The sequence below is a fragment of the Sphingomonas citri genome (assembly GCF_019429485.1).
GTDB lineage: Bacteria > Pseudomonadota > Alphaproteobacteria > Sphingomonadales > Sphingomonadaceae > Sphingomonas > Sphingomonas citri.
The window spans coordinates 43,145-69,811 of the sequence record NZ_JAHXZN010000004.1; the positions used below are offsets into that span (position 1 = coordinate 43,145).

The 26,667-nt window shown below is 70.8% G+C and carries 29 protein-coding genes; 11 read left to right on the plus strand and 18 right to left on the minus strand.

Features of this window, described 5'->3' with window-relative positions; genetic code table 11:
- Positions 1 to 4: 4 nt before the first annotated feature.
- From KZ820_RS12490 to KZ820_RS12510, 5 genes are all read right to left on the minus strand, one after another.
- Positions 5 to 2,029, minus strand: coding sequence for a beta-L-arabinofuranosidase domain-containing protein (locus KZ820_RS12490; RefSeq protein ID WP_219748962.1), 2,025 nt, complete (start codon positions 2,027 to 2,029; stop codon positions 5 to 7).
- Positions 2,030 to 2,052: 23 nt separating this feature from the next.
- On the minus strand, positions 2,053 to 4,143 hold the full coding sequence (locus tag KZ820_RS12495) for a glutaminase family protein (protein WP_219748963.1): 2,091 nt from the start codon (positions 4,141 to 4,143) through the stop codon (positions 2,053 to 2,055).
- Between the two features lie 32 nt (positions 4,144 to 4,175).
- The gene (locus KZ820_RS12500) at positions 4,176 to 6,947 is read right to left on the minus strand and encodes a TonB-dependent receptor (protein WP_219748964.1); all 2,772 of its coding nucleotides are present in this window, start codon (positions 6,945 to 6,947) and stop codon (positions 4,176 to 4,178) included.
- Positions 6,948 to 7,287: 340 nt separating this feature from the next.
- Entirely contained in the window at positions 7,288 to 8,391 is a 1,104-nt protein-coding gene (gene dnaN / locus KZ820_RS12505; RefSeq protein ID WP_132908508.1) for a DNA polymerase III subunit beta, read from the minus strand.
- Between the two features lie 147 nt (positions 8,392 to 8,538).
- Positions 8,539 to 9,153, minus strand: coding sequence for an outer membrane protein (locus KZ820_RS12510; RefSeq protein ID WP_219748965.1), 615 nt, complete (start codon positions 9,151 to 9,153; stop codon positions 8,539 to 8,541).
- 158 nt (positions 9,154 to 9,311) lie between these two features.
- On the opposite strand from KZ820_RS12510, the gene KZ820_RS12515 reads away from it, so the two are divergent.
- The 3 genes from KZ820_RS12515 (at position 9,312) to KZ820_RS12525 (ending at position 11,994) form a co-directional block, all read left to right on the plus strand.
- Positions 9,312 to 9,776, plus strand: a complete 465-nt coding sequence (locus KZ820_RS12515; RefSeq protein ID WP_219748966.1) for a hypothetical protein — start codon at positions 9,312 to 9,314, stop codon at positions 9,774 to 9,776.
- A 282-nt stretch (positions 9,777 to 10,058) separates the two neighbouring features.
- Positions 10,059 to 11,243: a dual-specificity RNA methyltransferase RlmN gene (rlmN, locus tag KZ820_RS12520; RefSeq protein WP_258048147.1), complete on the plus strand. Its 1,185-nt coding sequence runs from the start codon at positions 10,059 to 10,061 to the stop codon at positions 11,241 to 11,243.
- A complete protein-coding gene (locus KZ820_RS12525) occupies positions 11,236 to 11,994 on the plus strand; it encodes a sulfite exporter TauE/SafE family protein (protein WP_219748968.1) in 759 nt (252 codons plus the stop codon). The genes rlmN and KZ820_RS12525 overlap by 8 nt, the downstream gene beginning before the upstream one ends.
- Here the strand turns inward: KZ820_RS12525 and KZ820_RS12530 are convergent.
- Positions 11,985 to 12,164: a hypothetical protein gene (locus KZ820_RS12530; RefSeq protein WP_219748969.1), complete on the minus strand. Its 180-nt coding sequence runs from the start codon at positions 12,162 to 12,164 to the stop codon at positions 11,985 to 11,987. The genes KZ820_RS12525 and KZ820_RS12530 overlap by 10 nt on opposite strands.
- Positions 12,165 to 12,334: 170 nt before the next feature.
- Between KZ820_RS12530 and KZ820_RS12535 the strand changes: the two genes are divergently transcribed.
- On the plus strand, positions 12,335 to 12,574 hold the full coding sequence (locus KZ820_RS12535) for a DUF6894 family protein (RefSeq protein ID WP_219748970.1): 240 nt from the start codon (positions 12,335 to 12,337) through the stop codon (positions 12,572 to 12,574).
- Between the two features lie 59 nt (positions 12,575 to 12,633).
- Here the strand turns inward: KZ820_RS12535 and KZ820_RS12540 are convergent, their stop codons facing one another.
- Positions 12,634 to 13,254: a flavin reductase family protein gene (locus tag KZ820_RS12540; protein ID WP_219748971.1), complete on the minus strand. Its 621-nt coding sequence runs from the start codon at positions 13,252 to 13,254 to the stop codon at positions 12,634 to 12,636.
- 26 nt (positions 13,255 to 13,280) lie between these two features.
- Between KZ820_RS12540 and KZ820_RS12545 the strand changes: the two genes are divergently transcribed.
- Together KZ820_RS12545 and KZ820_RS12550 are read left to right on the plus strand one after the other, a co-directional pair.
- Complete coding sequence (locus KZ820_RS12545; RefSeq protein WP_219748972.1) at positions 13,281 to 13,973, plus strand: cytochrome b/b6 domain-containing protein; 693 nt, start codon at positions 13,281 to 13,283, stop codon at positions 13,971 to 13,973.
- Positions 13,970 to 14,728, plus strand: coding sequence for a molybdopterin-dependent oxidoreductase (locus tag KZ820_RS12550; protein WP_373369024.1), 759 nt, complete (start codon positions 13,970 to 13,972; stop codon positions 14,726 to 14,728). Before KZ820_RS12545 ends, KZ820_RS12550 begins: the two co-directional genes overlap by 4 nt.
- 21 nt (positions 14,729 to 14,749) lie before the next feature.
- Here the strand turns inward: KZ820_RS12550 and KZ820_RS12555 are convergent, their stop codons facing one another.
- From KZ820_RS12555 to KZ820_RS12585, 7 genes are read right to left on the minus strand one after another with little or no spacing between them, the layout of a single operon-like run.
- On the minus strand, positions 14,750 to 15,379 hold the full coding sequence (locus KZ820_RS12555) for an SURF1 family cytochrome oxidase biogenesis protein (RefSeq protein WP_219748973.1): 630 nt from the start codon (positions 15,377 to 15,379) through the stop codon (positions 14,750 to 14,752).
- Positions 15,376 to 15,750 (minus strand): DUF983 domain-containing protein, encoded by a 375-nt coding sequence (locus KZ820_RS12560; protein ID WP_308462214.1) that lies wholly within the window; start codon positions 15,748 to 15,750, stop codon positions 15,376 to 15,378. The genes KZ820_RS12555 and KZ820_RS12560 overlap by 4 nt, the downstream gene beginning before the upstream one ends.
- 5 nt (positions 15,751 to 15,755) lie before the next feature.
- Positions 15,756 to 16,667: a cytochrome c oxidase subunit 3 gene (locus tag KZ820_RS12565; RefSeq protein WP_219748974.1), complete on the minus strand. Its 912-nt coding sequence runs from the start codon at positions 16,665 to 16,667 to the stop codon at positions 15,756 to 15,758.
- A 35-nt stretch (positions 16,668 to 16,702) separates the two neighbouring features.
- Positions 16,703 to 17,257 (minus strand): cytochrome c oxidase assembly protein, encoded by a 555-nt coding sequence (locus KZ820_RS12570; RefSeq protein WP_219748975.1) that lies wholly within the window; start codon positions 17,255 to 17,257, stop codon positions 16,703 to 16,705.
- A gap of 2 nt (positions 17,258 to 17,259) precedes the next feature.
- The gene (locus tag KZ820_RS12575) at positions 17,260 to 17,397 is read right to left on the minus strand and encodes a cytochrome c oxidase system small membrane protein (RefSeq protein ID WP_219748976.1); all 138 of its coding nucleotides are present in this window, start codon (positions 17,395 to 17,397) and stop codon (positions 17,260 to 17,262) included.
- Complete coding sequence (locus KZ820_RS12580) at positions 17,394 to 18,293, minus strand: heme o synthase (RefSeq protein ID WP_219748977.1); 900 nt, start codon at positions 18,291 to 18,293, stop codon at positions 17,394 to 17,396. Before KZ820_RS12580 ends, KZ820_RS12575 begins: the two co-directional genes overlap by 4 nt.
- Positions 18,294 to 18,349: 56 nt before the next feature.
- Positions 18,350 to 18,724 (minus strand): hypothetical protein, encoded by a 375-nt coding sequence (locus KZ820_RS12585; RefSeq protein WP_219748978.1) that lies wholly within the window; start codon positions 18,722 to 18,724, stop codon positions 18,350 to 18,352.
- Between the two features lie 342 nt (positions 18,725 to 19,066).
- Between KZ820_RS12585 and KZ820_RS12590 the strand changes: the two genes are divergently transcribed.
- Together KZ820_RS12590 and KZ820_RS12595 are read left to right on the plus strand one after the other, a co-directional pair.
- On the plus strand, positions 19,067 to 19,360 hold the full coding sequence (locus KZ820_RS12590) for a hypothetical protein (RefSeq protein ID WP_219748979.1): 294 nt from the start codon (positions 19,067 to 19,069) through the stop codon (positions 19,358 to 19,360).
- Positions 19,357 to 19,743 (plus strand): hypothetical protein, encoded by a 387-nt coding sequence (locus KZ820_RS12595; RefSeq protein WP_219748980.1) that lies wholly within the window; start codon positions 19,357 to 19,359, stop codon positions 19,741 to 19,743. The genes KZ820_RS12590 and KZ820_RS12595 overlap by 4 nt, the downstream gene beginning before the upstream one ends.
- Here the strand turns inward: KZ820_RS12595 and KZ820_RS12600 are convergent.
- Entirely contained in the window at positions 19,727 to 20,644 is a 918-nt protein-coding gene (locus tag KZ820_RS12600) for a LysR family transcriptional regulator (protein ID WP_219748981.1), read from the minus strand. The genes KZ820_RS12595 and KZ820_RS12600 overlap by 17 nt on opposite strands.
- A gap of 92 nt (positions 20,645 to 20,736) precedes the next feature.
- Between KZ820_RS12600 and KZ820_RS12605 the strand changes: the two genes are divergently transcribed.
- A complete protein-coding gene (locus KZ820_RS12605) occupies positions 20,737 to 21,684 on the plus strand; it encodes an NAD-dependent epimerase/dehydratase family protein (protein WP_219748982.1) in 948 nt (315 codons plus the stop codon).
- A 5-nt stretch (positions 21,685 to 21,689) separates the two neighbouring features.
- Here the strand turns inward: KZ820_RS12605 and KZ820_RS12610 are convergent, their stop codons facing one another.
- Positions 21,690 to 22,355 (minus strand): GntR family transcriptional regulator, encoded by a 666-nt coding sequence (locus KZ820_RS12610; RefSeq protein WP_219748983.1) that lies wholly within the window; start codon positions 22,353 to 22,355, stop codon positions 21,690 to 21,692.
- Positions 22,356 to 22,518: 163 nt separating this feature from the next.
- Here KZ820_RS12610 and KZ820_RS12615 point away from each other — a divergent pair, with 163 nt between their 5' ends.
- Together KZ820_RS12615 and KZ820_RS12620 are read left to right on the plus strand one after the other, a co-directional pair.
- Positions 22,519 to 23,742, plus strand: a complete 1,224-nt coding sequence (locus tag KZ820_RS12615; protein WP_219749205.1) for an NAD(P)/FAD-dependent oxidoreductase — start codon at positions 22,519 to 22,521, stop codon at positions 23,740 to 23,742.
- Positions 23,739 to 24,917, plus strand: a complete 1,179-nt coding sequence (locus KZ820_RS12620) for a M24 family metallopeptidase (protein WP_219748984.1) — start codon at positions 23,739 to 23,741, stop codon at positions 24,915 to 24,917. The genes KZ820_RS12615 and KZ820_RS12620 overlap by 4 nt, the downstream gene beginning before the upstream one ends.
- 226 nt (positions 24,918 to 25,143) lie before the next feature.
- On the opposite strand, the gene KZ820_RS12625 is transcribed toward KZ820_RS12620, so the two are convergent.
- A complete protein-coding gene (locus tag KZ820_RS12625) occupies positions 25,144 to 25,566 on the minus strand; it encodes a DUF6278 family protein (RefSeq protein WP_219748985.1) in 423 nt (140 codons plus the stop codon).
- A 67-nt stretch (positions 25,567 to 25,633) separates the two neighbouring features.
- Positions 25,634 to 26,560 (minus strand): DNA/RNA non-specific endonuclease, encoded by a 927-nt coding sequence (locus tag KZ820_RS12630; protein WP_219748986.1) that lies wholly within the window; start codon positions 26,558 to 26,560, stop codon positions 25,634 to 25,636.
- Between the last annotated feature and the right edge of the window lie 107 nt (positions 26,561 to 26,667).

Genomic DNA, 26,667 nt, shown 5'->3' on the forward strand with positions numbered 1-26,667 from the left:
TCGATCAGAGGATGCGCGATGGGAAGGCGGTGATGCGGAGCTTGGGCGCGCCGTAAGGCATCAGGACGAGCGTACGCGCGGCACCGGCGGGTTTCGCTGTCGCCGGCGGTGGGCTCGCCGCACCATCCGCGATCGCCCAACCGTCGATCGGCACTGCCCGTGTAGTGAGGAGCACCGCGGGCGAGCGACGCGAGAAGGGTACTGGCCCGACCGACCGCTCGACACGCTCGAGGGGAGCGTCGGATGTCACCCCGAACGCCCAGCGGCTGGCCGGGCGGATCTCCCAGTCGGCGGTGAGCCCGCGCTGGCGCACCTTGGTCCACTTCTCCTCGATCGGCAGCGCGAACACGAGGGCACCGTCCTCGAAGCTGGTCCAGCCTTCCGGAGAGACGACCGCGCGAGGGCGGCTGGCGAAGGCGAGCTCGATGCGATCGCCGGGGCGCCACTCGCGCTCGAGGCGGACGAAGCCCCGGTCGGTCCGCGCCGACTGCGCCTCGCCGTTGACGAGGACGGTCGTCTGCTGGGACCAGCCCGGGATCCGCAGCCGGATCGGGAAGGTCAACGGCCGATCGGGCTCCACCGCGATGGCGACGGCATGTCGGAAGGGGTAATCCGTCTCCTGCCGCAGCGTGACGGGCGCGTCGCGCACCCGCGTCGCGACGGTGCAGGGCGCGTAGAGCGTCGCCGCCAGCCCGCCGTCGGCCGAGGCCATCCACAGGTGGGTGGTCAGCTTGGGCCAGCCCTGGTGGAAGTTGGCGGTGCAGCAGCCGAAGTGCGGCTCAAGCCCGAACATGTTCGATTCCGGCCCGTTGGTGGTCCAGGGGCCGGGGCCGTGGACGCATTGCACCTGATTGGGCTGCTGGTCGTACTGGTGCGCCCACATGTCGTCGGTGAAGGTGGCGGGCAGCGCGTTATAGGCGAGCCGCTCGATCCGGTCGGCCAGCGCCGCGTCACCGGTGATCGCCAGCGCCTGTTCGAGCGAGTACATCGCCTCGACGATGGCGCACAGTTCGACCCCCTGGCTCGGGCTGCGCCCGGCGAGATGCTCGTCGGCCGAGTAGATGCCGATCGGCAGCCCGTGATAGCGGTCGAGTGCGCCGAGCTGGCGCTGGATCGCGGCGCGGTCCGCCGCGTCGCCGGACACCACCGACCAGACCGGCGAGACCTTGAGCGCCTGCGCGTTGTTGACGCCGTGGACCGACAGCGCCGGGTCCTTCAGCCCCTCGGGCACCTGGCCGGGGACGTCGGGCCTGTCGAGCCCGATCGCCTGCTTGCTGGTCTTGGTGCGATAGGGATAATCGGCGAACAGCCCCTGCCAGTCATAGCCCTGCCGCTTGAGCAGCGCGGCGAGGTCGAGCAGCTTGGCGTCGCCGGTGCGATTGTACAGCCAGATCACCGAGACGACCTGGTCCTGCCAGCGGAACTTGCCCCAGTCCTTCAGCGGCCGCGCGGGCAGCGCCTCGAGCTGGTGCGCGAAATAGGCGGTCATCAGCCGCAGCACGCGCGGGTCGCCGGTCAGCTCGTGATATTGGGTCAGCGCCTTGAGCATCACCATGCGCGGCCACCAATCGTCGTTGCTGGCGGGGCCGAACATGCCGTCGGCGCGCTGGCTCGCCAGCGTCCAGTCGACGAAGCGCTGCGCCTTGGCCTTGAGCGCGGGATCGTCGAGCTGCCACGCCAGCGGCAGCAGCCCGTCGAGGAAATAGGGGCCGCGCTCCCAGCTCTCGCCGCTGCCGCCGAGCCAGCCGCTGTTGGCACCGACGTCGGGCCAGGTCTCGTCGAGCCGCCCGCCCATGCCACGCGCCTGGATCTCGAGCTGGCGCCGCAGCCAGCCGGCGGGCTTGATCGCGCCGGTCGGCAGCGGCTGGAACGGCTGCGGCGCGAGCGGGGCGCGGTTCTGCGTCAGCGGTGCGGCCCCGGGCGCGGCCTTGGGCGCGGCGTGGAGCGGGGCGAGCCGAGCGACGCCGGCGAGCGCCGCGCTGGCGGTGGTGGCGCGGAGCAGCGCGCGGCGGCCGATCGGATAAAGCATGTCTCTCCTCCTAGCTGTCCGGCTCACTTGGCGGCGCGCGCGGCCCACTTGCGCCACAGCGCCGGGTCGTCGAGCATCTTGATGTACACGCCGCCGACCACCGCGCGCGCCTGGAAGCCGACCTGCGCGCCGTCCGTGGTCTCGTACCAGTCGCTCAGCGGCACGCGCGTCGGCGTCTCCTGCATGTAGCGGTGGAGCGGCTCGACCAGGCCCTCGAAGGTGGCGCGGTCGTCGGCCAGCGTCGCGCTCCACGTGATCCAGTCGAGCTTGGTGTAGGTCTTGCGGCTGTCGAGCGGCAGGCCGTACTTGCCCTGGTGGCGCTGGTAGAAGGCCAGCTCGCTGCGCCGGAGCGACGCCGGGAACAGCCCGCGGCCCAGCACCTTGTCCCAAACCAGATTGTACTTCTGGCTCCACGTGCCGGGCTGGTCGAAGGCCAGCTTGGTGTGATCGCCGTCCTGCGCCATCACCTGCCAGCGCGCCGCCATCTGCTGGGCGGTGGTGCGATAGCGCGCCGCGTCCTGCTTCTTGCCGAGCAGCCGCGCCAACTCGGCATAAGCGTCGAGCGCGCTGATCGCCTTGATCGACAGGTTGGTGTTGTGCGCGAGATGCCCGGCGAAATCGTCGGTGCTGAGCTGGTTCTCGGGGTCGAGACCCTTGTCGCGGAGGAACTCGGCCCATTTCGTCAGCAGCGGCCAGTAGTTCCGGGCGAAGTCGGCGTTGCCCTGCACCTTGGCGAGCGCGCCGATCATCAGCAGCATGTTGCCGCTCTCCTCGACCGGCATCTGGTCGTCCTCGCTGCGCTCGCCGCCGCCATAGACCTGGCCGTTCGCCTGGGGATAGGTGCCGATGTCGTGCGGCGCGAACGGGAAGCGCCACCGCGGCATCGTGGAATAGTCGAGGATCGGGCGCAGCTGCGCCTCGAGCAGGCGCGGGTTGAGCAGCAGGTAGAAGGGCGAGGTGGGATAGGTGATGTCCACCGTCGCGATGCAGCCGTTGCTGAAATTCTCCTTGGAGAAATAGAGCGGCGTGCCGTCGATGTCGGCGACCAGTTTGTGCGCGGCGAGCGTCTGGCGATAGGCCAGCACCGCCAGTTCGGCATAGGCACGGCCGCCGGCCTGTTCGAGATCGGCGGTGAGCTCGCGGTCGAAGGCGGCGGCGCGCTCGCGCAGCACCGGCTCGTCGCGCTCGGCGATCTGGAGCAGCTGCGCCATCGTCATGCCGTCGCGGCGCCAGTAAGCGGGTAGGCGTCGCTTAAAATATTCGATCGAGTCGATGTCGTCATAGGCGAGCATCGCGCGCCGCGTCACCGCCTCGGCGCCGACGCTCCCGAGGTCGAAGCGCGCCGCCAGCAAAGGGCGGTTCTGGTGCGCCAGCCGCGGCATGGCGAGATCGTCGGGCACCGGCGCGGCGCCGTCGCGGAAGGCGGCGCGCTCGCCCTCGCCGATCGTCGCGGTGGTGGTGCCGGGCTGCTGCGGCACCGCGAGCTGCGCCCAGCCCCAGTCGATCCGCACGTTGTCGCCGACCTTCTGCAGCACCTGCTGCGAGGTGGTGCCGACGCGCAGCACCGCCATGTCGCCGACGCGGCTGCTGCCCCAGACCACCTGCTGCTGGTCGTCGTTGACCGCGAGCTGGGCGCTGGCGTCGACATAGACCTGCACCGCGTGCGCGCGCCCGTCGGTCGAGCGCACCGTCCAGCTCAGATAGGTGACCGGGCGCGAGACCAGGTCGAGGTCGTCGGGCAGCGCGGGCGAGAGGAAGGTGGCGGTGAGCCGCACCCCACCGCCGTCGAACTCGTAGCTGGTGCGCGTCGGGGTAAGTTCGCGCGAGACCTGCGTCATCGCGTCGCCGCGGCCGCCGCCCATGAAGCGCAGCGCCTTGCCGTCGACGCGGACCCAGCCGCTGATCTGCTGCTCGCTCCCGGTCCAGTGCCGCGTCGGCGCGTCGTTGAGCTTGTCGGTCAGGCTCCACAGGCTGAAATACGGGTCGTGCGCCACCAGCGGCGTGGCGGGCGTGCGGACGGTGACCGGCGCCTGCGCGCGGAGCGGCGCGGCGAGCGGCAGCGCGACGAGGCAGCCGAGCGTGAGCGCGCGGGCGGCGAGACGGGTGGCGGGCATCCTGGCTCCTGCGTGAGAATGAGGCGTCGGCATCAGAAGCGGAAGCGCGCGCCGAGCGAGAAGGTCCGCGCCTCGTAGCGGATGTCGCGCGGGTAGCTCTGCGTGTCGCTGAAGTTGCGGACGTTCTGGAACGGCACCCCGGTCAGGTTGGTGGCGTCGAAGGTGAAGGTCAGGAATTCGACCGGGGTGAAGGCGGCGGAGAAGTCGAGCCGCGCGGTCGCGCGCGTATATTCGCCGGCGACCGCCGACTCGCTCTCGGTGTTGTTGTAGAAGTTCACCCAGTCGGTGCGGTAATTGTATGCCAGTCGCGCCGATACCGGTCCCTTTTCGTAGAGCAGGTTGGCGTTGTAGGTCCATTTCGAGGTGTTCGGCACGCGCACGAGCCGGCCCTGTTCGCCCAATACCGTCGGCAGCGCCTGCTTGCCGTCGAGATAGGTGCCGTTGAGCTGGGTGCCGAAGCCGCTCAGCACGCCGGGCAGGAAGTCGAAGAAGGTGGTGAAGGCCAGCTCGACGCCCTGGATCCGCCCCTCGCCGGCATTCTCGGGGCGGGTCACCTGGATGTTGCCGAAGCCGGGGACCTGCTGGAACACCGTGTAGTTGCTGATGAAGCCCTTGAGGTCGCGGCGGAACACCGCGCCGGTCAGCGATCCGGTGCGGCTGAAATACCATTCCAGCGAGGCGTCGTAGTTCTTCGACTGGATCGGCTCGAGGTCGATGTTGCCGCTGCTGCCGTTATAGTCGCCGAGGTTCACCGAATCGCGCTGGAGCACGAAGGCGGGGTTGCTCTGGCCGAAGGTGGGGCGCGTGCGCGTCTCGGTGGCGGAGGCGCGGAACTGGAGCTGGTCGGTCAGCCGCGCGCGCAGGCTGACATTGGGCAGCACGTCGACGTAATTCTTGCGATCGTCGGTGAGGCGGACATCGCCGTCGACCGAGCCGAGCCCGACCGTCTGGATCGTGGTGTTGACGACGCGCGCGCCGACCACGCCGTCGAGCGGGATGCCGCCGAGCTCGAAGGCGTAATGAAGCTGGCCGTAGAAGGCGTAGGACTTCTCGTCTGCGGTGAACTGCGTGGTATAGGGCGGTAGCGCCGGGTCCCACAATTCGGGGCGCTGGTCGGCGTTGCCGAGGTTGCTGATCCGCAGCCTTTCCTGCGCGAAGGCGCGGAGTGCCTCGATGTTGTCGAAGACATCCTGGCCGCTAGGCGCGTACCATTGCCGCGTCGGCTGCGCGTTGCTGCCGCGGAAGCCCTCCTTCACCAGCCCGCCCATGCCGATCGGCGCCGCGGTCAGCGGCACACGCTGCGCGCGGATGTTGGCGTATCGCGTGCCGTCGGCGAAGCTGCTCTTGCGCGTGGTGAAGCGCGTGCCGAACTGGATCTTGTCGATCCCGTCCAGATCGAAGTCCAGTTCCAGATCGTTGCGCCACTGCCAGCCCGAGCCGCGCCCCTCGCGCCGCCGGTCGAAGATACCGCGGATCACGTAATTGTTCGGGTCGGTCAGGTCGAAGCCGGGCAGCGCGAACTCGACGCCGCCATAGTCGCGGTCGATGTCGAAGCTGATGTCGGCGGTCGCCGGATCGCGCGCGGCGAAATCGAAGCCATAGTCGGTGAAGTAGTTGCGCGTGTCGGTATAGGCGAGATCGGTGCTGAACCGGGCGTGCTCGCCCTTGATGCTGCCGCCGCCGGCGAACTGATAGGTGTTGGTGGTGCTGTGCGGCACGCCGCGGAAGAGGTCGGTGCCGATCGATCCCTCGCCGCCCGAGCGGGTGAGGCTCTTGACCTTGCCCGGATCGTCCTCGTCGAGCACGACGTTGCTGAAGGTCGGGTTGCCGTTGCGCAGCCGGATCGCGAGCTCGCTGTTCTGTTCGCGGCCGCGATAGCCCTGGTAGAGGCCCTCGAGATACAGCTCGACGTTGGCGGCCGGGCGCCATTGCAGCGAGCCGTTCACCGACGGGCGCCAGCGCTTGCCGTTGTTGTAGAAGATGCCGACCGACTCCGGGATCTTGAAGTCGCGGCCGACGCCGGGGGTGGTGATGACCTGGCCGTCGACCGGCGTGTCGACGTCGCCGCTGTCCCATCGCGCCGAGGTGAGATAGTTGGTCTGCGTGTAGGACACGTTGATCAGCGCGCCGAACTCGCCGATCGGCGTGTCGAAGCGGTCGGTGACCAACAGGCTGCCCTGCGGATCGACCCTGCGCGCCTGGTCGCCGTAGATGCCGCGGACCGAGCCGGCGATCTCGAACCCATCGAAGTCGAACGGGCGGCGCGAGCGGACGTTGACCAGCCCGGCGATACCGCCCTCGACCAGGTCGGCGGTGGTCGCCTTGTAGACCTCGAGCCCGGCGAGCGAGGCGGCCGGGAAGTCCTGGAACGCCACCTGGCGCCCCTCCGCGGTGTAGAGCTCGCGCCCGTTGAAGGTGGTGGTGACGTCGGGCAGGCCGCGCACCGAGACGCCGTTGGCCTCGTCCTGCGAGCGCGATACCTGCACGCCGGTGATCCGCGCCAGCGCCTCCGCGGCGTTGTTGTCGGGCAGCTTGCCGATGTCCTCGGCGACGACCGCGTCGAGGATCTGGTCGGAGTCGCGCTTGAGCGCCTGCGCCCCCTGGACGCTGCGGCGCAGGCCGGTGACGACGATGTCCTCCTCGCCGACCGCCGAGGGTGCGCTCGCGTCGGCGACGGCGATTTGGCCGTCGGTCGACGGTGGGGCCTCCCGCGTCGATGTCGCCTGATCCTGGGACCAAGCGGCCGATGTCCAGCTGAGCGCGCACGCCACCGCGAGCACGGACGCAGAGTCCCTGATTGTCATTCTCTCTCTCCCGCGGCCGCTTTTTCAGCGGCTTACGGGGAGGAGTAACGTGCACCGATGATAAAAGAAAGCATATAATCAGATTATTCTGGAAGCGTTCTCACGCGTCGGAACGGGTCCACGTGCGGGGCGAGCGACGTCACCCGCGCGCGCGCGTCTGGGTTCAAGCAACATGGACGAACGGACGCGGGATGGTGTTTCACGAGGCGAACCGCCGCGTTCCCATGCGGTCGCGCCGGCGCGTGCCGTCGATCGTGGAGATGGAGCAAGCGACAAGGCCGATATCGATCGCTCCGTCGGGGCGACCTTGTCGGTGCTTACACTGCCGCTTGCCCGCGCCTCACACCCGCATCGGCATCAGCACGTAGAGTGCGGGGCTCTTGTCGTTCTCGCGGATCAGCGTCGGCGCGGCGGCGTCGGCGAGATGGACCTCGACCAGGTCGGTGTCGATCTGACCGAGGATGTCGAGCAGGTAACGGCTGTTGAAGCCGATCTCGAACGGCATCGCGGCATAGTCGCCGGGCACTTCCTCGGCGGCCGTGCCGTTCTCCGGGCTCGTCACCGACAGCGTGATCTTGTCGCGATCCAGCGCCATCTTCACCGCACGGGTCTTCTCGGTGGCGATGGTCGACACGCGGTCGACGCCCTGCATGAAGCTCTTGGGGTCGAGCTTGAGGATCTTGTCGTTCGCGGTCGGGATCACGCGGCTATAGTCGGGGAAGGTGCCGTCGATCAGCTTGGAGGTGAGGATCGCGCTGCCCAGGTCGAAGCGGATCTTGGTGCCCGACAGCGACACGCCGACCGAGCCGTCCACCTCGTCGAGCAGCTTGCGCAGTTCGGCGATGCACTTCCGCGGCACGATCACGTCGGGCATGCCCGATGCGCCCTCGGGCTGGTCGACCGTCACCCGCGCCAGCCGGTGGCCGTCGGTCGCCGCCGCCTTGAGCACGCCCTCGGCGACGTGGAGGAAGATGCCGTTGAGATAGTAACGCGTCTCCTCGGTGGAGATGGCGAAGCGCGTCTTGTCGATGATCTGCTTGAGCGTATCGACCGGCAGCTCGAACTGGACCGGCAGCTCGCCCTCGGCGATCACCGGGAAATCATCGCGCGGCAGCGTGCCGAGCGAGAAGCGAGCGCGCCCCGCCACGATCGTGACGCGGCCCTCGGCCGCGGCGAGCGACACCTGCGATCCCTCGGGCAGCTTGCGCGCGATGTCGAACAGGGTGTGCGCCGAGACGGTGGTGGCGCCGGGCTGATCGACCGCGGCGGCGACGCTCTCGTTGATCTGGAGGTCGAGGTCGGTCGCCATCAGCCGCAACTGGCCCTCGGCGGTGGCCTCGAGCAGCACGTTGGACAGGATCGGGATGGTGTTGCGGCGCTCCACCACCGATTGCACGTGGCTCAGCCCCTTGAGCAGCGTCGCGCGTTCGATCGTCGCCTTCATCGTCACGTCCCCCGGGCCCGCAGGTCACTCACCAGGGGCAATTGGCCGACTCGTCCTAGCCAAAAGTGAAGGGCCGGAGCAAGCGCCCCGGCCCCTCGCGTCTATATGAAGCGGCTGTGATCCTCCCTTGGGGGAAGGATCGTCCGCTCAGAAGCGGATGCCGAGGCCGGCCATCAGCTGGTGACGGTCGAGGTCGATGTTGTAGCCCTCGATCTCGCCGTAGTGCGAGTAGCGATACTCGCCCTTCACGAAGGCGGTCGGCGTGAGCTTATACTCGAGCCCGGCGCCCAGGCGGAAGCCGTCGAGATCGGCCTTGTCGACCAGCTCGCTGTCCGCGCCGGTGTTGGGCTGGTAGCGGCTCTCGACGCGCGCGTTGGTGTAACCGCCCTTGGCGTAGATCATCGCCGCGGGCGAGATCACGTAGCCGAGCCGGCCGCCGACGTAGAGGTCGCGCCCCGCCTCGACCGAGAAGCGGTCGCCCGCGGTCACCTCGTTGTAGCTGCGGCTCTTGGTGGTCGCGTCGGTGATCTCGCCGTCGATGCCGTACACGATGTTGCCGCGCTGGAAATCGTAGCCGAGCAGCGCGCCGTAGGTGAAACCCTCGCGGCCCTCGGAGTCGCCGTCGCCGCCGTCCTGCAGGTTGTCGTAGCCGGCGAGCGCCTCGAGCCGCGGGCCGCTGAAGTCACCGTTCTGTGCCAGCGCGGGGGTTGCCAGCGCGACGCCGAACGCGGCCGCGGCGGTGGCAAATGCAAGCTTACGCATGTCTCACTCCAGTCCTCTCGCCCCGACCCTGGGGCGTGGGGGGTCAATTAGTTAACGCGCGCGTCGTTGCATGAACCTCACATAAACAGGAAAAACCGTTGCTCTTGGGCCACAGCGCTTCCTAGGTGGGGCGAGGAGGCGCGGATGGGGGCAGGGTCTTGTTGATCGCGGCGGCGCTGGCACTGGCGGCGGAGCGCGGCGCGCTCGGCGTTTGGCAGCGCTGGGCGGCGCTGCGTGAGGGCGCGCCGCCGCGCTGCTTCGCGATCGCGCAGCCGGTGCGCGACGACGGCACCACCGATCGCCGCGGCGGTTTCGCCAGCGTGGTGGCACGCGCGGGGGCGACGCGCACGCCCAGCGTCTACTTCCGCTTGTCGCGTCCGCGCGGCCCCGACGCGCGCGTGACGCTGGCGGTGGGCGAGCGCCGCTTCGCGCTGACGGGCGACGTGACGAGCGCGCGCGCGCCCGACGTCGCGACCGACCGCGCGATCATCGCGGCGCTGCGCGCGGGGCGGCTGATGACGTTGACCACCGCCGATCGCGTGGGACGGCCGATCGCGGACAGCTACACGCTCGCCGGCGCGCCCACCGCGATCGACGCGGCGCAACTGGGGTGCGCGGGCTAGGCGACCGCGCCTCCCTTGGCGCGAGGCACGGCATCGAGCCCATCCTTTCCTGCAAGGGTAGGTGGCAGCCCGCGGCGCGACGGAGGAGTGTCGCGGTTCGTGAGTCCTGCGGCACTCGTCCGCCGTCTCACCCCTCCGTCAGCGCTTCGCGCTACCACCTCTCCCTGCGGGGAAGGGCGGCGGACGCCTCCTCCACGACTCAGCTCTCGCGCCCACACCGAACTGGAAAAACCCTCGCACATCGCCTATGTGCGCGCGATGCTGACAGAGCCGGCCGCCCCCATGCCCATCCCCGGGCACATCGATCCCGTGCCCGTCCCGCGCGCCGCGGCGACGCGCCCCGACGGTCGCATCGACCTGATCGGTCTGTCCAAAGAGCAGTTGCGCGAGACGCTCGCCGCCGCCGGGCTCGAGCCGCGCCAGGCCAAGCTGCGCGCCAAGCAGATCTGGCACTGGATCTACAATCGCGGTGCCACCGACTTCGCGCTAATGACGGACATCGCCAAGGCACAGCACCCGTGGCTGACCGAGCGCTTCGTCATCGGCCGCCCCGAGGTGGTGGAGGCGCAGGTCTCCAGCGACGGCACGCGCAAGTGGCTGCTGCGCTCGCCCGACGGGCAGGACTATGAGGCGGTGTTCATCCCCGACGCCGATCGCGGCACGCTCTGCGTGTCGAGCCAGGTCGGCTGCACGCTCAACTGCACCTTCTGCCACACCGGCACGATGCGGCTGGTGCGCAACCTGACCGCGGGCGAGATCGTCGGTCAGGTGATGCTGGCGCGCGACTCGCTCGGCGAGTGGCCGAGCCAGCCCGAGGGCCGCATGCTCACCAACATCGTGATGATGGGCATGGGCGAGCCGCTCTACAATTTCGACGCGGTACGCGACGCGCTCAAGCTCGTCATGGACGGCGACGGCCTCGCGCTCAGCAAGCGCCGCATCACGCTCTCCACCTCGGGCGTGGTGCCGATGATGGCGCGCGCGGGGGAGGAGATCGGGGTCAACCTCGCGGTGTCGCTCCACGCGGTGACCAAGGAGGTGCGCGACGAGATCGTGCCGCTCAACCGCAAATACGGCATCGAGCAATTGCTCCAGGCCTGCGCCGACTATCCCGGCGCCAACAACGCGCGCCGCATCACCTTCGAGTACGTGATGCTCAAGGACAAGAACGACTCCGACGCCGAGGCGCACGAGCTGGTGCGGCTGCTGCGCCACTATCAGCTGCCCGCCAAGGTCAACCTGATCCCGTTCAATCCCTGGCCCGGCGCGGCTTACGACACGTCGACGCCCGAGCGCGTGCGGCGCTTCAGCGAGATCATCTTCGAGGGCGGCATCTCCGCGCCGGTGCGCACCCCGCGCGGCCGCGACATCGACGCCGCCTGCGGCCAGCTCAAGACCGCGGCCGAGAAGAAGAGCCGCGCCGAGCTCGACCGGATCGCGGCGGAGAAGCAGGCGGCGCTTGGCTGAGTGGGGCGCGGTCGCGCTGGCGGCCGGGGCGGGCGCGGTCGGCGGCGCGATGAACGCGCTGGCGGGCGGCGGCACCTTCGCCACCTTGCCGGCGCTGCTCGGCCTCGGCCTGCCCGCCAATGTCGCCAACGCCACCTCCAACGTGGCGCTGCTGCCGGGCGCGGGCGCGAGCGTGTGGAGCTTTCGCGACGAGCTCGGCCCGGTCGCGGGCGTGTCGCTGCGCCGGTTGGCGGCGGTGACCTTCCTCGCCGGACTGGTCGGCAGCACCCTGCTGGTGGTGACGCCCAGCCGGGCCTTCGACCTGATCGTGCCGTGGCTGCTGCTGGTGGCGCTGGTCGCGATCGTGCTCGGCCCGGCCGGGGCGGCGTGGTTGGCGCGGCGGGTCACGATCGGGCGGCGCAGCCTCTTCGTCGCACAGGCGCTGCTCGGCACCTATGGCGGTTATTTCGGCGGCGGGGTCGGGATCATGCTGACCGCGACCTACGGCCTGCTCGCCGGCGCGAGCCCGCGCGCTTTGTTCGCGCCGCGCACGCTGATGCTGGCGATGGCCAATGCCGCCGCGGCGCTGGTGTTCATCACCACCGGGCTGGTGCGCTGGCAGGCGGGCGCGCCGATGCTGCTGGGCGGGATCCTCGGCGGCTGGGCCGGCGCGAGCGTGGGCAAGCGTCTGCCCGCGGGCGTGGTGCGCGGCTGGACGATCCTGGTCACCGCCGCCACCACCGCGGTGTTCTTCTGGCGCGCCTACGGCTGAGGCCGGCGCGGCACCCCGCCGGGCTCGCCGGCGCGCTGCTGCTTCGCCAGCGAGCGGTAATGGGCGATATTCTCGCCGACGAAGACGATGATCCATACCAGTGCGACGAAGGCGGCGAGGATCGCCAGGAAGCGCAGCGCGCGCCGGCTCGGCAGCTTGGGATCGGTCATGCGCGACTCCGTCGAGGGGCGGGCGGCCGAGCCTAGGCGTCGACGCCGCGCGCGCACTCACCTCGATCAGACGATGTGCGCGGCGTGCGCGGAAGAAACGGCAACCTTCCTAACCTTCATTGAAGACCCTTGATCGAGATCAAGGCTAGTTGGGCGGAAAGGAGCCGCTGATGCAGCGCTATTTCTTCAACGTGCGCGACGGCGTCTCGCATCCCGACGCGATCGGCCAGGAATACAGCACGTTGGCCGACGCCCGCGTGGCGGCGGTGCGCTTCGCCGCCGACGTGATGCGCGACGAGGTCGATGCGCTGCTGCGCGGCGAGGACTGGCGGGTCGAGCTGGTCGACGGCGACGGCGGGCTGCTGTTCTCGGTGATCGTCGCCACGGTGGGGACCGAGCCGGTGGCGTAGTGGGCGAGGATCCTCCCCGCTCGCGCATCGGGTGTCGGGCAGGATCTCGATCCCGTCGCTCATCCCTTCGGCCGCTCCAGCCGGAACAGCTGCTCGGGTGTGATCTCGAAATAATCGGCGGGGCCGCCGCCGCGCGTGATCGGGCGTGCGCGCGCGGTCTGGTAGACGCCGTCCTCAATCAGCGCGCGGTCGACGTGCACCGCCACCGCCTCGCCGAGCACGAGCCACGACGGCAGGTGATCGCCGCCGCGGGCCTCGAGCTGGACGACCTGGGTGACCACGCACTCGAACTGCACCGGGCTGGCGGCGACGCGCGGCGGCCGCACCTTGGCGGAGGGGAGCGTCTCCAGCCCCGCCAGCGCGAACTCGTCCGTCTCGGGCGGGGCGGCGACCGAGGAGGCGTTCATCGCCTCGGCGAGGTCGCGCGTCGCCAGGTTCCAGACGAACTCGCCGGTCTCGCGCGCGTTCGCCAGCGAGTCCTTGGCGCCGACCGAGCAGAACCCGACGATCGGTGGCTTGTAGTTGAACAGGTTGAAGAAGCTGTACGGCGCCAGGTTGCGCACCCCGGCGCCCGACACGGTGCTGATCCAGCCGATCGGGCGCGGCGCCACGATCGCGTTGAGCGGGTCGTGGCGCAGGCCGTGGCCCGCCACGGGCTCGTAGAAATACCATTCGGTCATGGCCTGACCTCTGCTAGGACAGGGGCATGGGTGCAACCGCCATTCGCCGCCATCGGCTCGCCACGCGTGTGTGGCACTGGCTCAACGCGATCGCGGTGTTCGTGCTGATCGGCTCGGGGCTGGGCATCTCCAACGCGCACCCGCGGCTCTACTGGGGGCGCTACGGCGCCAATTTCGACCATGCCTGGGCGCAGTTGCCGCGCTTTCCCGCCTGGCTGACGATCCCGGCCAACTACAATCTCGCGATCTCGCGCCGCTGGCACCTGTTCTTCGCGCTGGTGCTGGCCTTCTCGCTGCTCGGCTACCTGATCGTGAGCCTGATCAATCGCCATATCCAGCGCGACCTGCGCCTGCGCCGCCGCGACCTCGCGCCGCACCACATCGCCGCCGACGTGCGCGCGCATCTCGACCTGCGCTTCCACGATCCCGAGGCGCCGGGCGAGTATAACGTGCTGCAGAAGCTGAGCTATGTCGCGGTGATCTTCGTGCTGCTGCCGCTCGTCATCCTCACCGGGCTGGCGCTCTCGCCGGGGATGGACGCGGCCTGGCCGTGGCTGCTCGAGCTGTTCGGCGGGCGCCAGTCGGCGCGCTCGCTCCACTTCCTCGCGATGGCGGGACTGGCGCTGTTCACGGTGGTGCACCTGACGCTGGTGATCCTCGCCGGCGTCGGCAACGAGCTTCGCTCGATGATCACGGGCTGGTGGCGGGTGCCCGAATGATGTGGCGCCGGCGTCAGCTGCTCGCGCGCGGTGCAGCGGGGGGAAGCGCGCTGCTGCTCGGCGCGTGCGACCGCGTCTTCCAGCGACCCGAGGTCCGCACCATCCTGTTCAAGGGCGAGGACATTCACCGCGGCCTCCAGCGCGCCTTGTTCGACCGCGACGCGCTCGCGCCCGAGTTCCGCCCCGATCAGATGTCGCCGCGCTTCCGCACCAACGGCACGCGCGACCCAGGGACCGACGCCTATGCCGCGCTGCGCGCCGGGCGCTTCGCCGACTGGCGGCTGACGGTGGACGGGCTGGTGGCGCGCCCGCTGGCGCTGTCGCTGAGCGACCTCGGCGCCTTCCCGCAGCGCCCCCAGATCACCCGCCACGACTGCGTCGAGGGGTGGAGCGCGATCGGCAAGTGGCAGGGGCCGCGGCTCGCCGAGGTGCTGCGCGCCGCGGGGCTGAGCGACCGCGCGCGCTACATCGTCTTCACCTGCGCGGACTATTACGGCGGGGCGCCGTATTACGAGTCGATCGACCTGGTGGACGCCTTCCATCCGCAGACGATCCTGGCCTGGGCGATGAACGACCGCTTCCTCGACGTCGGCCACGGCGCGCCGCTGCGGCTGCGGGTGGAGCGCCAGCTCGGCTACAAGCAGGCGAAGTATCTCATGCGCGTCACCGCGGTGGAGTCGCTCGCCGGCGTCGGCAAGGGGCGCGGCGGCTATTGGGAAGACAACGTCGACTACGACTGGTGGGCGGGGATCTGACGCGTCACGAGATCCTCTCCGCTAGCCGGGAGGATTCCGAGGGTCCGTCCGCCCGTCCCTCCGCCGCCGCAGCGCGACGACGTAGACCACCACCGCGACGCCCGCGAACAGGAACCATTGCACCGCATAGGCGAGGTGGTTGTTGGGCACGCTCGCGGGATCGGGCGGCGCGTTCGCGGCCAGACCCGTCGCGGGGCGATCGCTCACCAGCATCAGCTCGCGCGCGCGCGGCGCCATCACCGTCGCGATCAGCGGGCGCGAGTCGGGCGCGTGCGCGATCCAGCCGCTGACCGCGCCGCCGCGCCATGTGGGCGTCGCCTTGACGTCACGCGTCGTCCCGATCTGGACACGCAGCCCCGGCCCCTCGGCGCCGGTGCGGCACAGCGCGATGACGCGGAACCCCGCCGCGCCCGCGCCGGCGCGCTCGAACCCGACCGGCTGGAGGCAGAAGCCGCTCGCCCGCCGGAACAGCAACGCCTCGTCGGGGAAGCGCGGGATGGCGACCGGCGGCTTCGTCGGGTTGGCGGCGAGCTGCGCCAGCAGCGCCTCCTTCTGCGGCTTGCGCTCGAGCAGCTGCCACAGCCCCAGCGCCACCATCGCCGCCGCGGCGAGTGCGACGAGCAGCGTCGGCACGATCGGCACGCGCCTCATTCCGCTACCCGCCCCTCGCGCGCGGCGTTGCGATACTCGGCCGCGATCAGCCAGCCCTTCGCCAGCCGCAGCGAGCCGACCACGCCGGCGAGCGTCAACGGCACCCAGAGCAGGACATGGACCCACCACGGCGGGCCGAACGAGAGCTCGAGCGTGATCGCCAACGCGACCACGATCGTTCCCCAGATCAGGGTGAGGAAGGCGGCCGGGCCGTCACCGACGTTGAAATCGGCGAGGCGCAGGCCGCAGGCGCCGCAGCGCTCGGCGAAACGGAGAAGGCCCGCGAACAGCGTCGGCGCGCCGCAGCGCGGGCACAGTCCTTTCAGCCCGACGTCGAGCGGGCGCGGCGCGATCCGCTCCTCGCTCGACACAGGCCTCAGCCCGCGTGGACCGGCGCGCCCCAGCCACCCCAGACGTAGATGGTGACGAACAGGAACAGCCACACCACGTCGACGAAATGCCAGTACCAGGCCGCCGCCTCGAAGCCGAAATGCTGGCGCGGCGTGAAGGCGCCGTTGTACGCGCGGATCAGGTTGACGATCAGGAAGATCGTGCCGACCAGCACGTGGAAGCCGTGGAAACCGGTCGCCATGAAGAAGGCGGCGCCGTAGTTGATGCCCTTGAACGGGAAGGGCGCGTGCATGTACTCATAGGCTTGGATGCTGCTGAACAGCACGCCCAGCGCCACCGTCAGCCACAGCCCCTTGAGCACGCCGTCGCGGTCCCCCACGCCCAGCAGGCCCCAGAAGCCGCGCTTCTCGCCGCCGCGCTGGTCGTGGATCAGCGCGTGGTGTGCCCAGGTGATCGTAGTGCCCGAGCACAGCAGGATCAGCGTGTTGAGCAGCGGGAACTCGAAGGGGTTGATCACCTCGAGCCCCTTCGGCGGCCATTGCGCCGCGATCGCCGCGGCGCCCTCGGTGGCGCGCTCCACCTGGCCGTCGACGAAGGACATCGCGGTCGGGAACAAGGAGAAGTCGAAGAAGGCCCAGAACCAGCCGACGAAGAACATCACCTCGGAGGCGATGAACAGGATCATGCCGTAGCGGAAGTGGAGCTGCACCACCGGCGTGTGGTCGCCCGCATGCGCTTCGCGGATCACCTGGTGCCACCAGCCGTACATGCAGAACAGCACCGCGGCGAGGCCGATCAGGAAGACCCAGCCGCCCGCCGTCGCGGAATGCATGTACATGATGCCACCGGTCGCCAGCACCAGCGCCGCCATCGAGCTGAGCAGCGGCCAGGGGCTGGGCGGCAGGATGTGGTACTCGTGGTTCTTGGCACCCGCCATGCGCGGCTCTCCCCGTTACGCTTATCGGCTCTCGTCTAGCCGGCTCGTCCGGCGGAATCCACCGGGTAAAATGTGTAGGAGAGCGTGATCGTCTGCACGTCCTTGGTATCCGGATCGGTGAGGATCGCGGGATCGACGTAGAAGATCACCGGCATGCGCTGCGACTCGCCCGCCTTCAGCGTCTGCTGGGTGAAGCAGAAGCACTGGATCTTGGTGAAATATTTGCCCGCGATCGCGGGCGTGACGTTGTAGGTCGCGGTGCCCGTGGTCTCCTGCGCGGCGCGGCTGGTGGCGGCGAAGAAGGCCATGTCGCGCGCGCCGATCTCCACCACCTCCTGCTCGCGCTCGGGCTGGAAGCGCCACGGCAGCTTGGGGCTGGTGTTGGCGTCGAAGGCGATCGTGATCGAGCGGTGCACCCCGCCCGGCGCACGCTCGGCGCGGCCCGTCGTGCCGTTGAGCCCGGTGGCCTGGCAGAACAATCGGTAGAGCGGCACGCTGGCAAAGGCGAGCCCGGTCATGAAGCAGATGCCCAGCACCGCCAGCAGCGCGGTGCGGCCGGTGCGCGAGAGCCCCAGGAACGAGCGAGGCATGCTCAATGCCCCATGCCCTGGTGGATCTTGGCGATGGTGATGAAGAAGATCAGCACCACGAAGGCGGCGAGCAGCAGCGCCACCACGATCGCGCGCGCCTTCTGCCGCTTCTGGACGAGGTCCTGTTCCTCCGGCGTCATGCCACCCACCGATCCACCACGAGCGCTCCGAACACGACGAACAGATACAGGATCGAGAAGCCGAACAGCTGCTTCTCGTGGCGCATCGGCTTGCCCGCGCTGGTCCGACCGGCGGCGACCAGCGCGGCGAGCAGCGCGAACACCGCGGTCATCGCGGTCGCCACCACGCCGTAGCTCGGTCCCGCGAGCCCGAGCGGCCAGGGCGCCACCGCCACCAGCGCCATCGGGATCGTGTACAGCCCGATCTGGCGCCGCGTCACGCGCTCGCCCGCCACCACCGGGAGCATCGGCACGCCGGCGTTGGCGTAGTCGGTCTTCACGAACAGCGCGAGCGCCCAGAAATGCGGCGGCGTCCACAGGAAGACGAGCGCGAACAGCAGCAGCGGCAGCAGCGCCACCTCGCCCGTCGCCGCGGCCCAGCCGATCAGCGGCGGGAAGGCGCCGGCGGCGCCGCCGATCACGATGTTCTGCGGCGTGCGGCGCTTCAGCCACACGGTGTAGATCAGCACGTAGAACAGGATCGAGACCGCCAGGATCGCCGCGGCGGCAAGGTTCACCGCCAGCCCCATCAGGATCACCGAGAAGGCGCCGAGCCCGACGCCGAAGTGCAAGGCCGACTGGCGCTCCATCCGGCCCGCCGGCAGCGGACGCGCCGCGGTGCGCTTCATCACCGCGTCGAGGTCGGCCTCGTACCATTGGTTGAGCGCCCCCGCCGCGCCCGCGCCGAGCGCGATGCACAGGATCGCGGTGAAGCCCAGCACCGGATCGACCGCGACCGGCGCCGCGAGCATCCCGCACAGGCCGGTGAACACGACGAGCGTCATCACGCGCGGCTTGGTCAGCGCGAGGAAGTCGCGCCAGTCGGCCGGCGGCAGGAGAGGAGCGGCGGTGGTCATCGCCGGCCGCTCCTACTCCGCTGAGGGGGCGAGGGAAAGGGCGCGCGGCCGGGTTCTCAGCCGACGCGGTAGACCAGGATGTAGCCGCCGGGGCCGCAGGTCTGGCCGTGGTAGCCGATGTTGATGAACTCGTGCGTCGTATAGGCGGTCAGCAGGCGGCTGAGTTCCTGCTGGCGCGCGAGCCCCTCGTCGGCGGGAATGACGAAATAGACGCCCGCGCAGTTCGGTACGGTCGGCATCTTGTCGAACGAGAACAGGATGGTCGTGTCGCCGGTGTAGGTGAGCACCGTGGTGAGATGCCCGTAAATGTTGGCGTTGTAGCTGTTGTCCGCCGCGGCGGGGCTCGCCGCCAGGGCCGTGAGTGCGAGGGCGCATAAGGCGCTCCCGACGCGGGCGCCGCCGCCGCGGAACGAACGGACTAAGTCAATCACGATACGGTCCCCCGATCTGGTCCACCACGTCATAGCGAATCGCTCGCCGGGCGCGGTGTTCGACAAGGCGAATTTGCGGACCGGCGTTGAAGCGCGGCCATGCATCCGCGTCGTGGGTCAGTCGCGCGTGGCAGAGCCGCCGCGACCCGGTGACGCCTCTACAAAGGAAGCAAGGGACAGCGCCCGGGAGATCAGATGCGACTAACGTTCTTCTTGCTGACCGCGATCGCGGCGACGCCCACGAAGGCCCAGCAGTCCACGCCAGACACGAGCAAAAATGCCTCGGTTTCTGGATCTGGCGCCTTTGGATTGTTCGGCCACCACAAGAAGAAGCGAGATCCGGTGGAGAGTCCGGCGAGTGTCCCGGCATCGCCTGTCTCCCCGCCGCCGAATGCGACCACCTACACCTACGACGCGCTCGGGCGGCTGGTGCAGAGCGACGTCACCACCGACGGCGCCACCGTGACGACCAAGATCCAATATGATCCCGCCGGCAACCGCACCAGCTACACGGTGACGGGTGCGAACCGCGCCGGTGACGACACCGGCGACGGTGCCGCCGTGACGAGGCCGACCGGAGTGGTGGTCGTGCCGCTCAACGGCTTCACCATCATCCCGCCGGACGCAGATTCGTGAGGCCTAGACCCATTGCCGCCGTCGCAGCGGCGCTAGCGCTCGTCCTGGACGTCGCCGCACCGTCGGCGCACGCCGCCAGCTTCTACTGCGACGCGGATCCGCACGCCTATCTCGCCGTCGGCGGCAACGGCTATGTCTACACGGGTGTGTCGAACGGCAGCGGCATCGCCATCACAGCCATCTGCAGCCTCAGCAGCGCCGACGGCAATGTCACGCCGCAGGCCTGCTCCGCCTGGTACGCGATGCTGCTCACCCAGCGTACCGCGGGGGGCAAGGCGCTGCCGCACTTCAACACCGACGATCCGGGGAATGGCACGCTTACTGGCTGCACCGATTTCAAGAGCTGGGAACATCACACGCCCTACTTCATCCCGGCGCAGTGATCACCCGATCGGCCGCGACGACCTGCGCCAGCCCGTCCGCCAGCGCGTCGAACACGGTGCGGTAGCGCGCCCCGCCGCGCAGGTCCTCGTGCATCACGATCCAGAGCGGCAACGCGACGTCGAGCGCCTCGGGCAGCACGCGCACCAGCGCCGGATCGCGGCGCGCCACCGCGGTCTGGCAGATGCCGATCCCGAACCCCGCCGCGATCGCCGCGACGTGCGCCGCATCGCTGTCGGTGCGTAGCCCGAAGGCGGCGCGGTCGAGCCCGGGCAGCCAGCGCGCCGCCGCCGCGCGGGTAAAGGCGGTCTCGGTGTCGGGACCGATCAGATCATGGTCGCGCAGGTCCGCGGCGGCGGCGGGCGTGCCGCGGCGCGCGAGATAGTCGCGGTGCGCGTGGAAGCCGAGCCGCACCGCGCCGACACGGCGCGCTACCAGCGCCTGCTGCGCGGGCTCGACCATCCGCACCGCGACGTCGGCCTGGCGCTGTAGCAGATCGTCGACCGAGTCGCTCAACGCCAGCTCGATCGCGAGCCGCGGGTGCGCGCGGCGCAGCGCGGCGAGGATCGGCGGCAGGTGCCACACGCCCACCGCCTGGCTCGCGCTGACCCGCACCACGCCCTCGGGCATGTCGGGCGAGCCGCTCCCGGCGCGGCGCAGCGCGGTCGCGGCGGCGACCAGCGCCTCGGCGTGCGGGCGCAGCGCCAGCGCGCGATCGGTCGGCGACAGGCCGCGCGGCGAGCGCACGAAGAGCGCGCTGCCCACTGCCTGCTCCAGCGCGGCGACGTGGCGCGCGACGCTCGGCTGCGTCAGCCCTAGCGCGCGCGCCGCGGCCGACAGCGAGCGCTCGCGCAGCACCGCGGCGAAGCTTCGATAGACGTCCCAGCTCGGCTCCTCGTTCATCCATTCGCGTATAGCAGACCGCCGGTAATCGGCAATTTTCGACGAGCCTGACGATCGCCATCCTCGGCACATCACCAACGAGGAGAGATGTGATGAGCGAGCGACTGGCCCTGATCCTCGGCGCCACCGGCGGCATCGGCGGCGCCACCGCGCGGCGGCTGCTCGACGACGGCTGGCGCGTCCGCGCGCTGGTGCGCGGCGACGCGAGCCGGCTGGACCCACGCTGCGAGCCGGTCCGCGGCGACGCGCGCGACGCCGCAGCGGTCGCCGCGGCCGCGGTCGGCGCGTCGGCGATCGTCCACGCGGTCAACCCGCCGGGCTATCGCGACTGGGCCGGTCAGGTGCTGCCGATGCTCGACAGCACGATCGCCGCGGCGCGTGCGACCGGCGCGCGCGTGGTGCTGCCCGGCACGGTCTACAATTACGGGCCCGACGCCTTCCCGCTTGTCGCGGAGGACGCGCCGCAGCGGCCGGTCACGCGCAAGGGCGCGATCCGCGTCGAGCTCGAGCGACGCCTCGAGGCGCTGGCGGCGAGCGGGGCGGCGCCCGTGCTGATCGTGCGCGCGGGCGACTTCTTCGGGCCGGGTGCGGCGAACAACTGGTTCGCGCAGGGGCTGGTAACCCCCGGCGCGCGCCCGCGCGTGGTGCGCCAGCCCGGGCGGCGCGGGGTCGGCCATGCCTGGGCCTATCTGCCCGACGTGGCGGAGACGATCGCGCGGCTGCTCGAACGCGACGACCTGCCCGCCTTCGCGCGCTACCATCTCGACGGCCAATGGGACGCCGATGGGCGAGAGATGGTCGAGGCGATCGTGCGCGTGCTCGGCGATCCCGCGGTGCCGATCCGCCGGCTGCCGTGGTGGCAGCTGCGCCTCGCCGCGCTGGTGGCGGAGACGCCGCGCGAGCTGATGGAGATGCGCTATCTGTGGCAGCACCCGCTGCGGCTCGACAACGCGCGGCTGGTGGCGACGCTAGGCCGGGAACCGCGTACGCCGCTGGTGGAGGCGGTGCGCGCGACGCTGGCGAGCCTGCGCTGCGTGTGAACCCGCTAAGCGGCGACCGCACCCGCCGCGAACTGCGCACGCAGGTCGGCGAGCGTACCCGCGATATGGTCGTGGAGCAGTCGCTCGTGCGCTGCGGCGTCGCGCGCCATCCAGCTATCGATCAGTCCCTGATGCTCGACGTGAGCGCGCGCGTCCCGACCCGCGGGGGCGAGATGCGCGACGGTGTAGCGCTCCGCCAGGATGCCGAGCCGCTCGACCAGCGAGGTGGTCAGCCGCCGCCCGGCGGGGCGCACCAGCGCGATGTGGAAGACGCGGTTGCGCACCGCCACCTCGGCGAGGTTGCTCGAGGCCGCCTCGTCGAGCGCGTGGTACGCCGCCAGCGCGCCCTGCCGCCCGGCCTCGTCCGCCGCCAGCGCCGCACTCGCCGACGCGGCGGGCTCGATCGAGAGCCGCAGCGCGAAGATCTCGTCGGCCTGCGCCGCCGACATCGGCTGCACCGAATAGCCGCGATTGGCCTGGCTCGTCAGCAGCCCCTCCTGCTCGAGCCGCGCCAAGGCCTCGCGCAACGGGATCTTGCTGACACCCAGCTCGCTGGCGAGCGCGTCCTGGCGGATCGGCATGTTGCCGCGCAGCTCACCGGTGACGATGCGCTCGCGCACGATCTCGAACACGCGATCGGAAAGGGTGCGGGCGACGATGCTGACGGGCATGATGGTCCTCGGAGCGGCGCAGGGGGGCGTGCGCGATCTGCGTATAATTCCAGATGCGTAGTTAACGATCAATCAACAAGGCCTGTCGAGTGGATCCAGCCACTTGTGAGACCTCATCGTATACGATAGGCGGGGTGATCTGGAGCGGTTGGATGACCCGGTGATGCGCATCCTGATCGTCGGCGGCGGTGTGGTCGGGCGCACGCTGGCGCTCGCGCTGGCGCGGCGCGGCGCGGCGGTGACGCTGCTGGATCAGCGCGCCGTCGCGCCCGCCGCATCCTGGGGCAACGCCGGCCACATCGCCACCGAACAGGTCGAGCCGCTCGCCTCACCCGCCACGCTGCGCGGCGTCCCGCGGCGGTTGTTCTGGCGCGGCGGGCCGCTCGGCCTGCCGCCCGCGCAGGCGCGCGACTGGCTGCCCTTCGCGCTGCGGCTGGCCTGGGCGTCACGGCCGGCGCAGTTCCGCCGCGGGCGCACCGCACTGGGCCAGCTGCTCGCCGAGGCGCTGCCGGCGTGGCAGCGGCTCGCCGGCGCACTGGGCGACGCGGCGCTGGTGCGCGCGGACGGTCATCTGGTCGCCTGGGAGAGCGACGCCAGCGCCGCGCGCGGCCGCGCGAGCTGGCAGGCGGCGGATACCGGCACCGCGACGGTCCACGCGCTCGACGCCGCGACGCTGGCGCGCGTGCGTGCACTCGCGCCGGGCGTGGCGGACGCCATCCGCTTCGTCGGCAGCGCGCAGGTGAGCGACCTCGACCGGCTCGCCGCCGCGCTCGACGCCGCGCTCGACGCCGTCGGCGTGATGCGCGCGACCGGCACGGCGACGCTCGAGCGTACCGGCGACCGGGTCGCGGTGCCGGGCCATCCGGCCGATCACGTGGTCGTCGCGGCGGGGGTCGGGTCGCGCGCGCTGATGGCGGCGGCGGGCGAGCGCGCGCCCCTGATCGCCGAGCGCGGCTATCACGTCCGCGCCGCCGCGCACGGCTGGCCCGCGGACCTGCCGCCGCTCGTCTTCGAGGACCGCTCGATCATCGCCACGCGCTACGCCGATCGAGTCCAGCTCGCCGGTTTCGTCGAGTTCGGGCGTGCCGACGCGCCGCCCGACCCGCGCAAGTGGCAGCGGCTCGAGGCGCATGCCGCCGCGCTCGGCCTGCCGCTCGCCGCGCCGTTCGAGCGCTGGATGGGCGCACGCCCGACCTTGCCAGATTATCTTCCCGCGATCGGCCGCTCGACCCGTGCCGCCAACCTGTATTATTCCTTCGGTCACCAGCATCTCGGGCTGACGCTCGCGCCGGTCACCGCCGAGCTGCTGGCCGACACGATCGCGGGCGCGGCGCCGGCGATCGACCTCGCGCCCTACGACCTCCGCCGCTTCGGGACGCTCGCATGACCATCGGCATCTCCGATCCCGCCACCGAGCTCGCCGCGATCCGCCCCGCCCCGGCGGTACCGCCGATCGCCGCGGCCGAGCATCTCGCCCGGCTGGAGCGCGCGCGCGCGCTGGCGGGGGCGCTCGGGCTCGACGCGCTGCTGATCGGTGCGGGCGCGAGCCTGCGCTACTTCAGCGGGGTGAGCTGGGGCGCGAGCGAGCGGATGGTGGCGCTGCTGCTGCCGGTCAGCGGCGACCCGCTGATGATCTGTCCCGCGTTCGAGCAGGGCTCGCTCGCCGCCGAGCTGGCGATCCCGGCCGAGACGGCGCTGTGGGAAGAGGACGAGGATCCGATCGCGCTGGTGGCGCGCGCGCTCGCGCCAGGCGCGCGGCTCGGGCTCGACCCGCTGCTGCCGTTCGGCTGGGGCGAGAAGCTGCGCGGCGCCGGGCTGGCGGTGAGCGACGGCGCGGCGGCGATCGATCGCTGCCGCATGGTCAAGTCCGCCGCCGAGCTCGCCTGCCTCGCCGCCGCCAAGGCGATGACGCTGGAGGTACAGCGCCGCGCCGCCGCGATCCTGCGCCCCGGCATCGCGGCGAGCGCGGTAAAGCGCTTCATCGACTCGGCGCACCAGGCGATCGGCGGCGGTGGCTCCTTCTTCTGCGCGGTGCAGTTCGGCGCGGCGACGGCCTATCCGCACGGCCTGCCGGGCGACCAGCTGCTCGAGGAGAACCAGCTGGTCCTGGTCGATACCGGCTGCCGCATCCACGGCTACCATTCGGACATCACGCGCACCTACGCCTTCGGCCGAGTCGCGCCCGAGGTGCACGAGACCTTCGCGGTGGAGCGCGCGGCGCAGGCCGCGGCTTTCGCGGCGGTGCGACCGGGGGTGACGTGCGAGGCGGTGGACGCCGCCGCGCGCGCGGTGCTGGAGCGTGCCGGGCTCGGGCCGGGCTATCGGCTGCCGGGGCTGCCGCACCGTACCGGGCACGGCATCGGCCTGTCGATCCACGAGCCCGCCTATCTCGTGCGCGGCGACCGCACGCCGCTGGAGCCAGGCATGTGCTTCTCCAACGAACCGATGATCGTGGTGCCCGAGCGCTACGGCGTGCGGCTGGAGGACCATTTCCGCGTCACCGCCGACGGCGCGGCGTGGTTCACGCCGCCGCAGGAGTCGCTGGAGCGGCCGTTCGGCTGAGGTGGCGGCGCGGTGACGCTTCGAGACGAGGCTTCGACAGGCTCAGCCTCTCCTCAGCGCGAACGGTCAGGTGCGTCTTTCCACCTCCGTTCGTGCTGAGGAGGCACTGAGCTCGTCGGAGTGCCGTCTCGAAGCACGCGGGCCCGGATCGCGTGCTTCGAGCCGAGGTTACGCCAGGCCCAGCCTTTCCTCAGCGCGCGAGCGGAGTGGCCAGCCCCCACCCGTCCTAGGCCCGATCCTCCACGCGCGGGATGATGGTGCGCTCCACCGCCTCGTAATAGATCTCGATCGCGTCCTCGCCCGGGTCAAGCAGCCGCGCGCGGACCTTCTCCACCGGTGAGACGGTGATGACGCCGAGATCGAGCACCGGCGCGAAGGCCGGGCGGCCGCTGCCGAACAGGCCGAGGAAGCCGCGCTTGGCCGGCGCCGCGGGCGTGTCGCGCCAGCGGCCGCCGAGCTGGCGGCGGATCACCTCGCCGACATAGCAACCGGCCTCGGCGGCGACGCTCGCCGCCTTGCCCTTCGCCTGCCGCCGCACGTCGAGCAGGCGATCGACGACCGCCAGGCTGTCGACCGAGTAATCGAGCGGCTCGCCCCGCTGCGCCGCCGCGAACCGTTCCGCCAGCCGCGCTACGTCCCCCATCGTCATCACCCCGTCCCTCGTGGCATCAGCGCTCATTATAGGCGCGGCCGCGGCCACGGGGTCGCGCGGGGCGTCACACCAGCACGTCGGCGGCGACCCGGATCACGCGCTCGATCCGCGCGCCGGTGGCGGCTTCCTCGTTGGAGAAGCCGTCGCGCAGCGCGAGCGCGCCGAAGTCGAGCCCGGTGGCGCGCTCCACCGCGGCGACCGAGCGCTGGTAGGTCTTGTACGGTCCGAAGATCAGCTCGACCCGGCCGAGATCGACGTCATGATCGATCATGTAAGCGGTCGCGGACGGCGTGCCGTCGTCGTGGACGAAGGCGATCACCTTCCAATAGGCCAGCGGGATGGCGATGCCGCGATAGACCGGGTCGTCGGCGCGGAACACCGGGCCGGTGAACACGCTGGCGCGCTCGCGCTGGCGCCGCGTGTTGCCCAGCACCAGGTCCTCGAGCCCGAGCCAGGTCTGCTGGTTGTAGGCGGAGAGCTGCGGCGCGCAGTTGGTGAAGTGGAAGGTGTCGCGGTTGGCGGTGGCGGCGTCGGCGCCCCAATTGGGGTCCTCGCGCCGTACCAGGTGGCCGCGATCGAAGTCGTTGCCGGCGTACAATTCCTCGCCGACCTGCGCGTCGGCGGGAAGGCGCCCGTCGAGCGCCCAGGGGTCGCCGCCGCGCGGCACCGACACGCTCTGCGCGCCGTCGAGGTTGGCGGCGGTGAACAGCGCGAGGCGTCGGCTGGCGGAGAGGACGAGCGAGAAGTGCGCGTAGTCGAGTCGGCCGTCGTCACGCCCGGGCACCGCGCGCACGTCGCTGCGCACGCCGGCGGTGGAGGGCAGCGCCACCGCGAAGTCGGGGAGGTGCGCGGGGTCGTAGCCGGCGCGGCCGGCGAAGTCGCTCGCGGGGGTGGTGCGCACCAGCGCGGGGGCGAGCGTCGGCGCGGCGACGGCGGCGGGCACGAGCGGGCGCAGGTCGCGTAGGCGGGGGCGGTAGGACGAGATCGGCACGGTCGGTCTCCTGCGCTGTGGGGCGGACCGACCCGGTATAGCGATTTGGGTGACGGCGCCGCGACGGTGTCAGGCCGCACGGTCACGCCTCGCCGACCTGTTGGCGC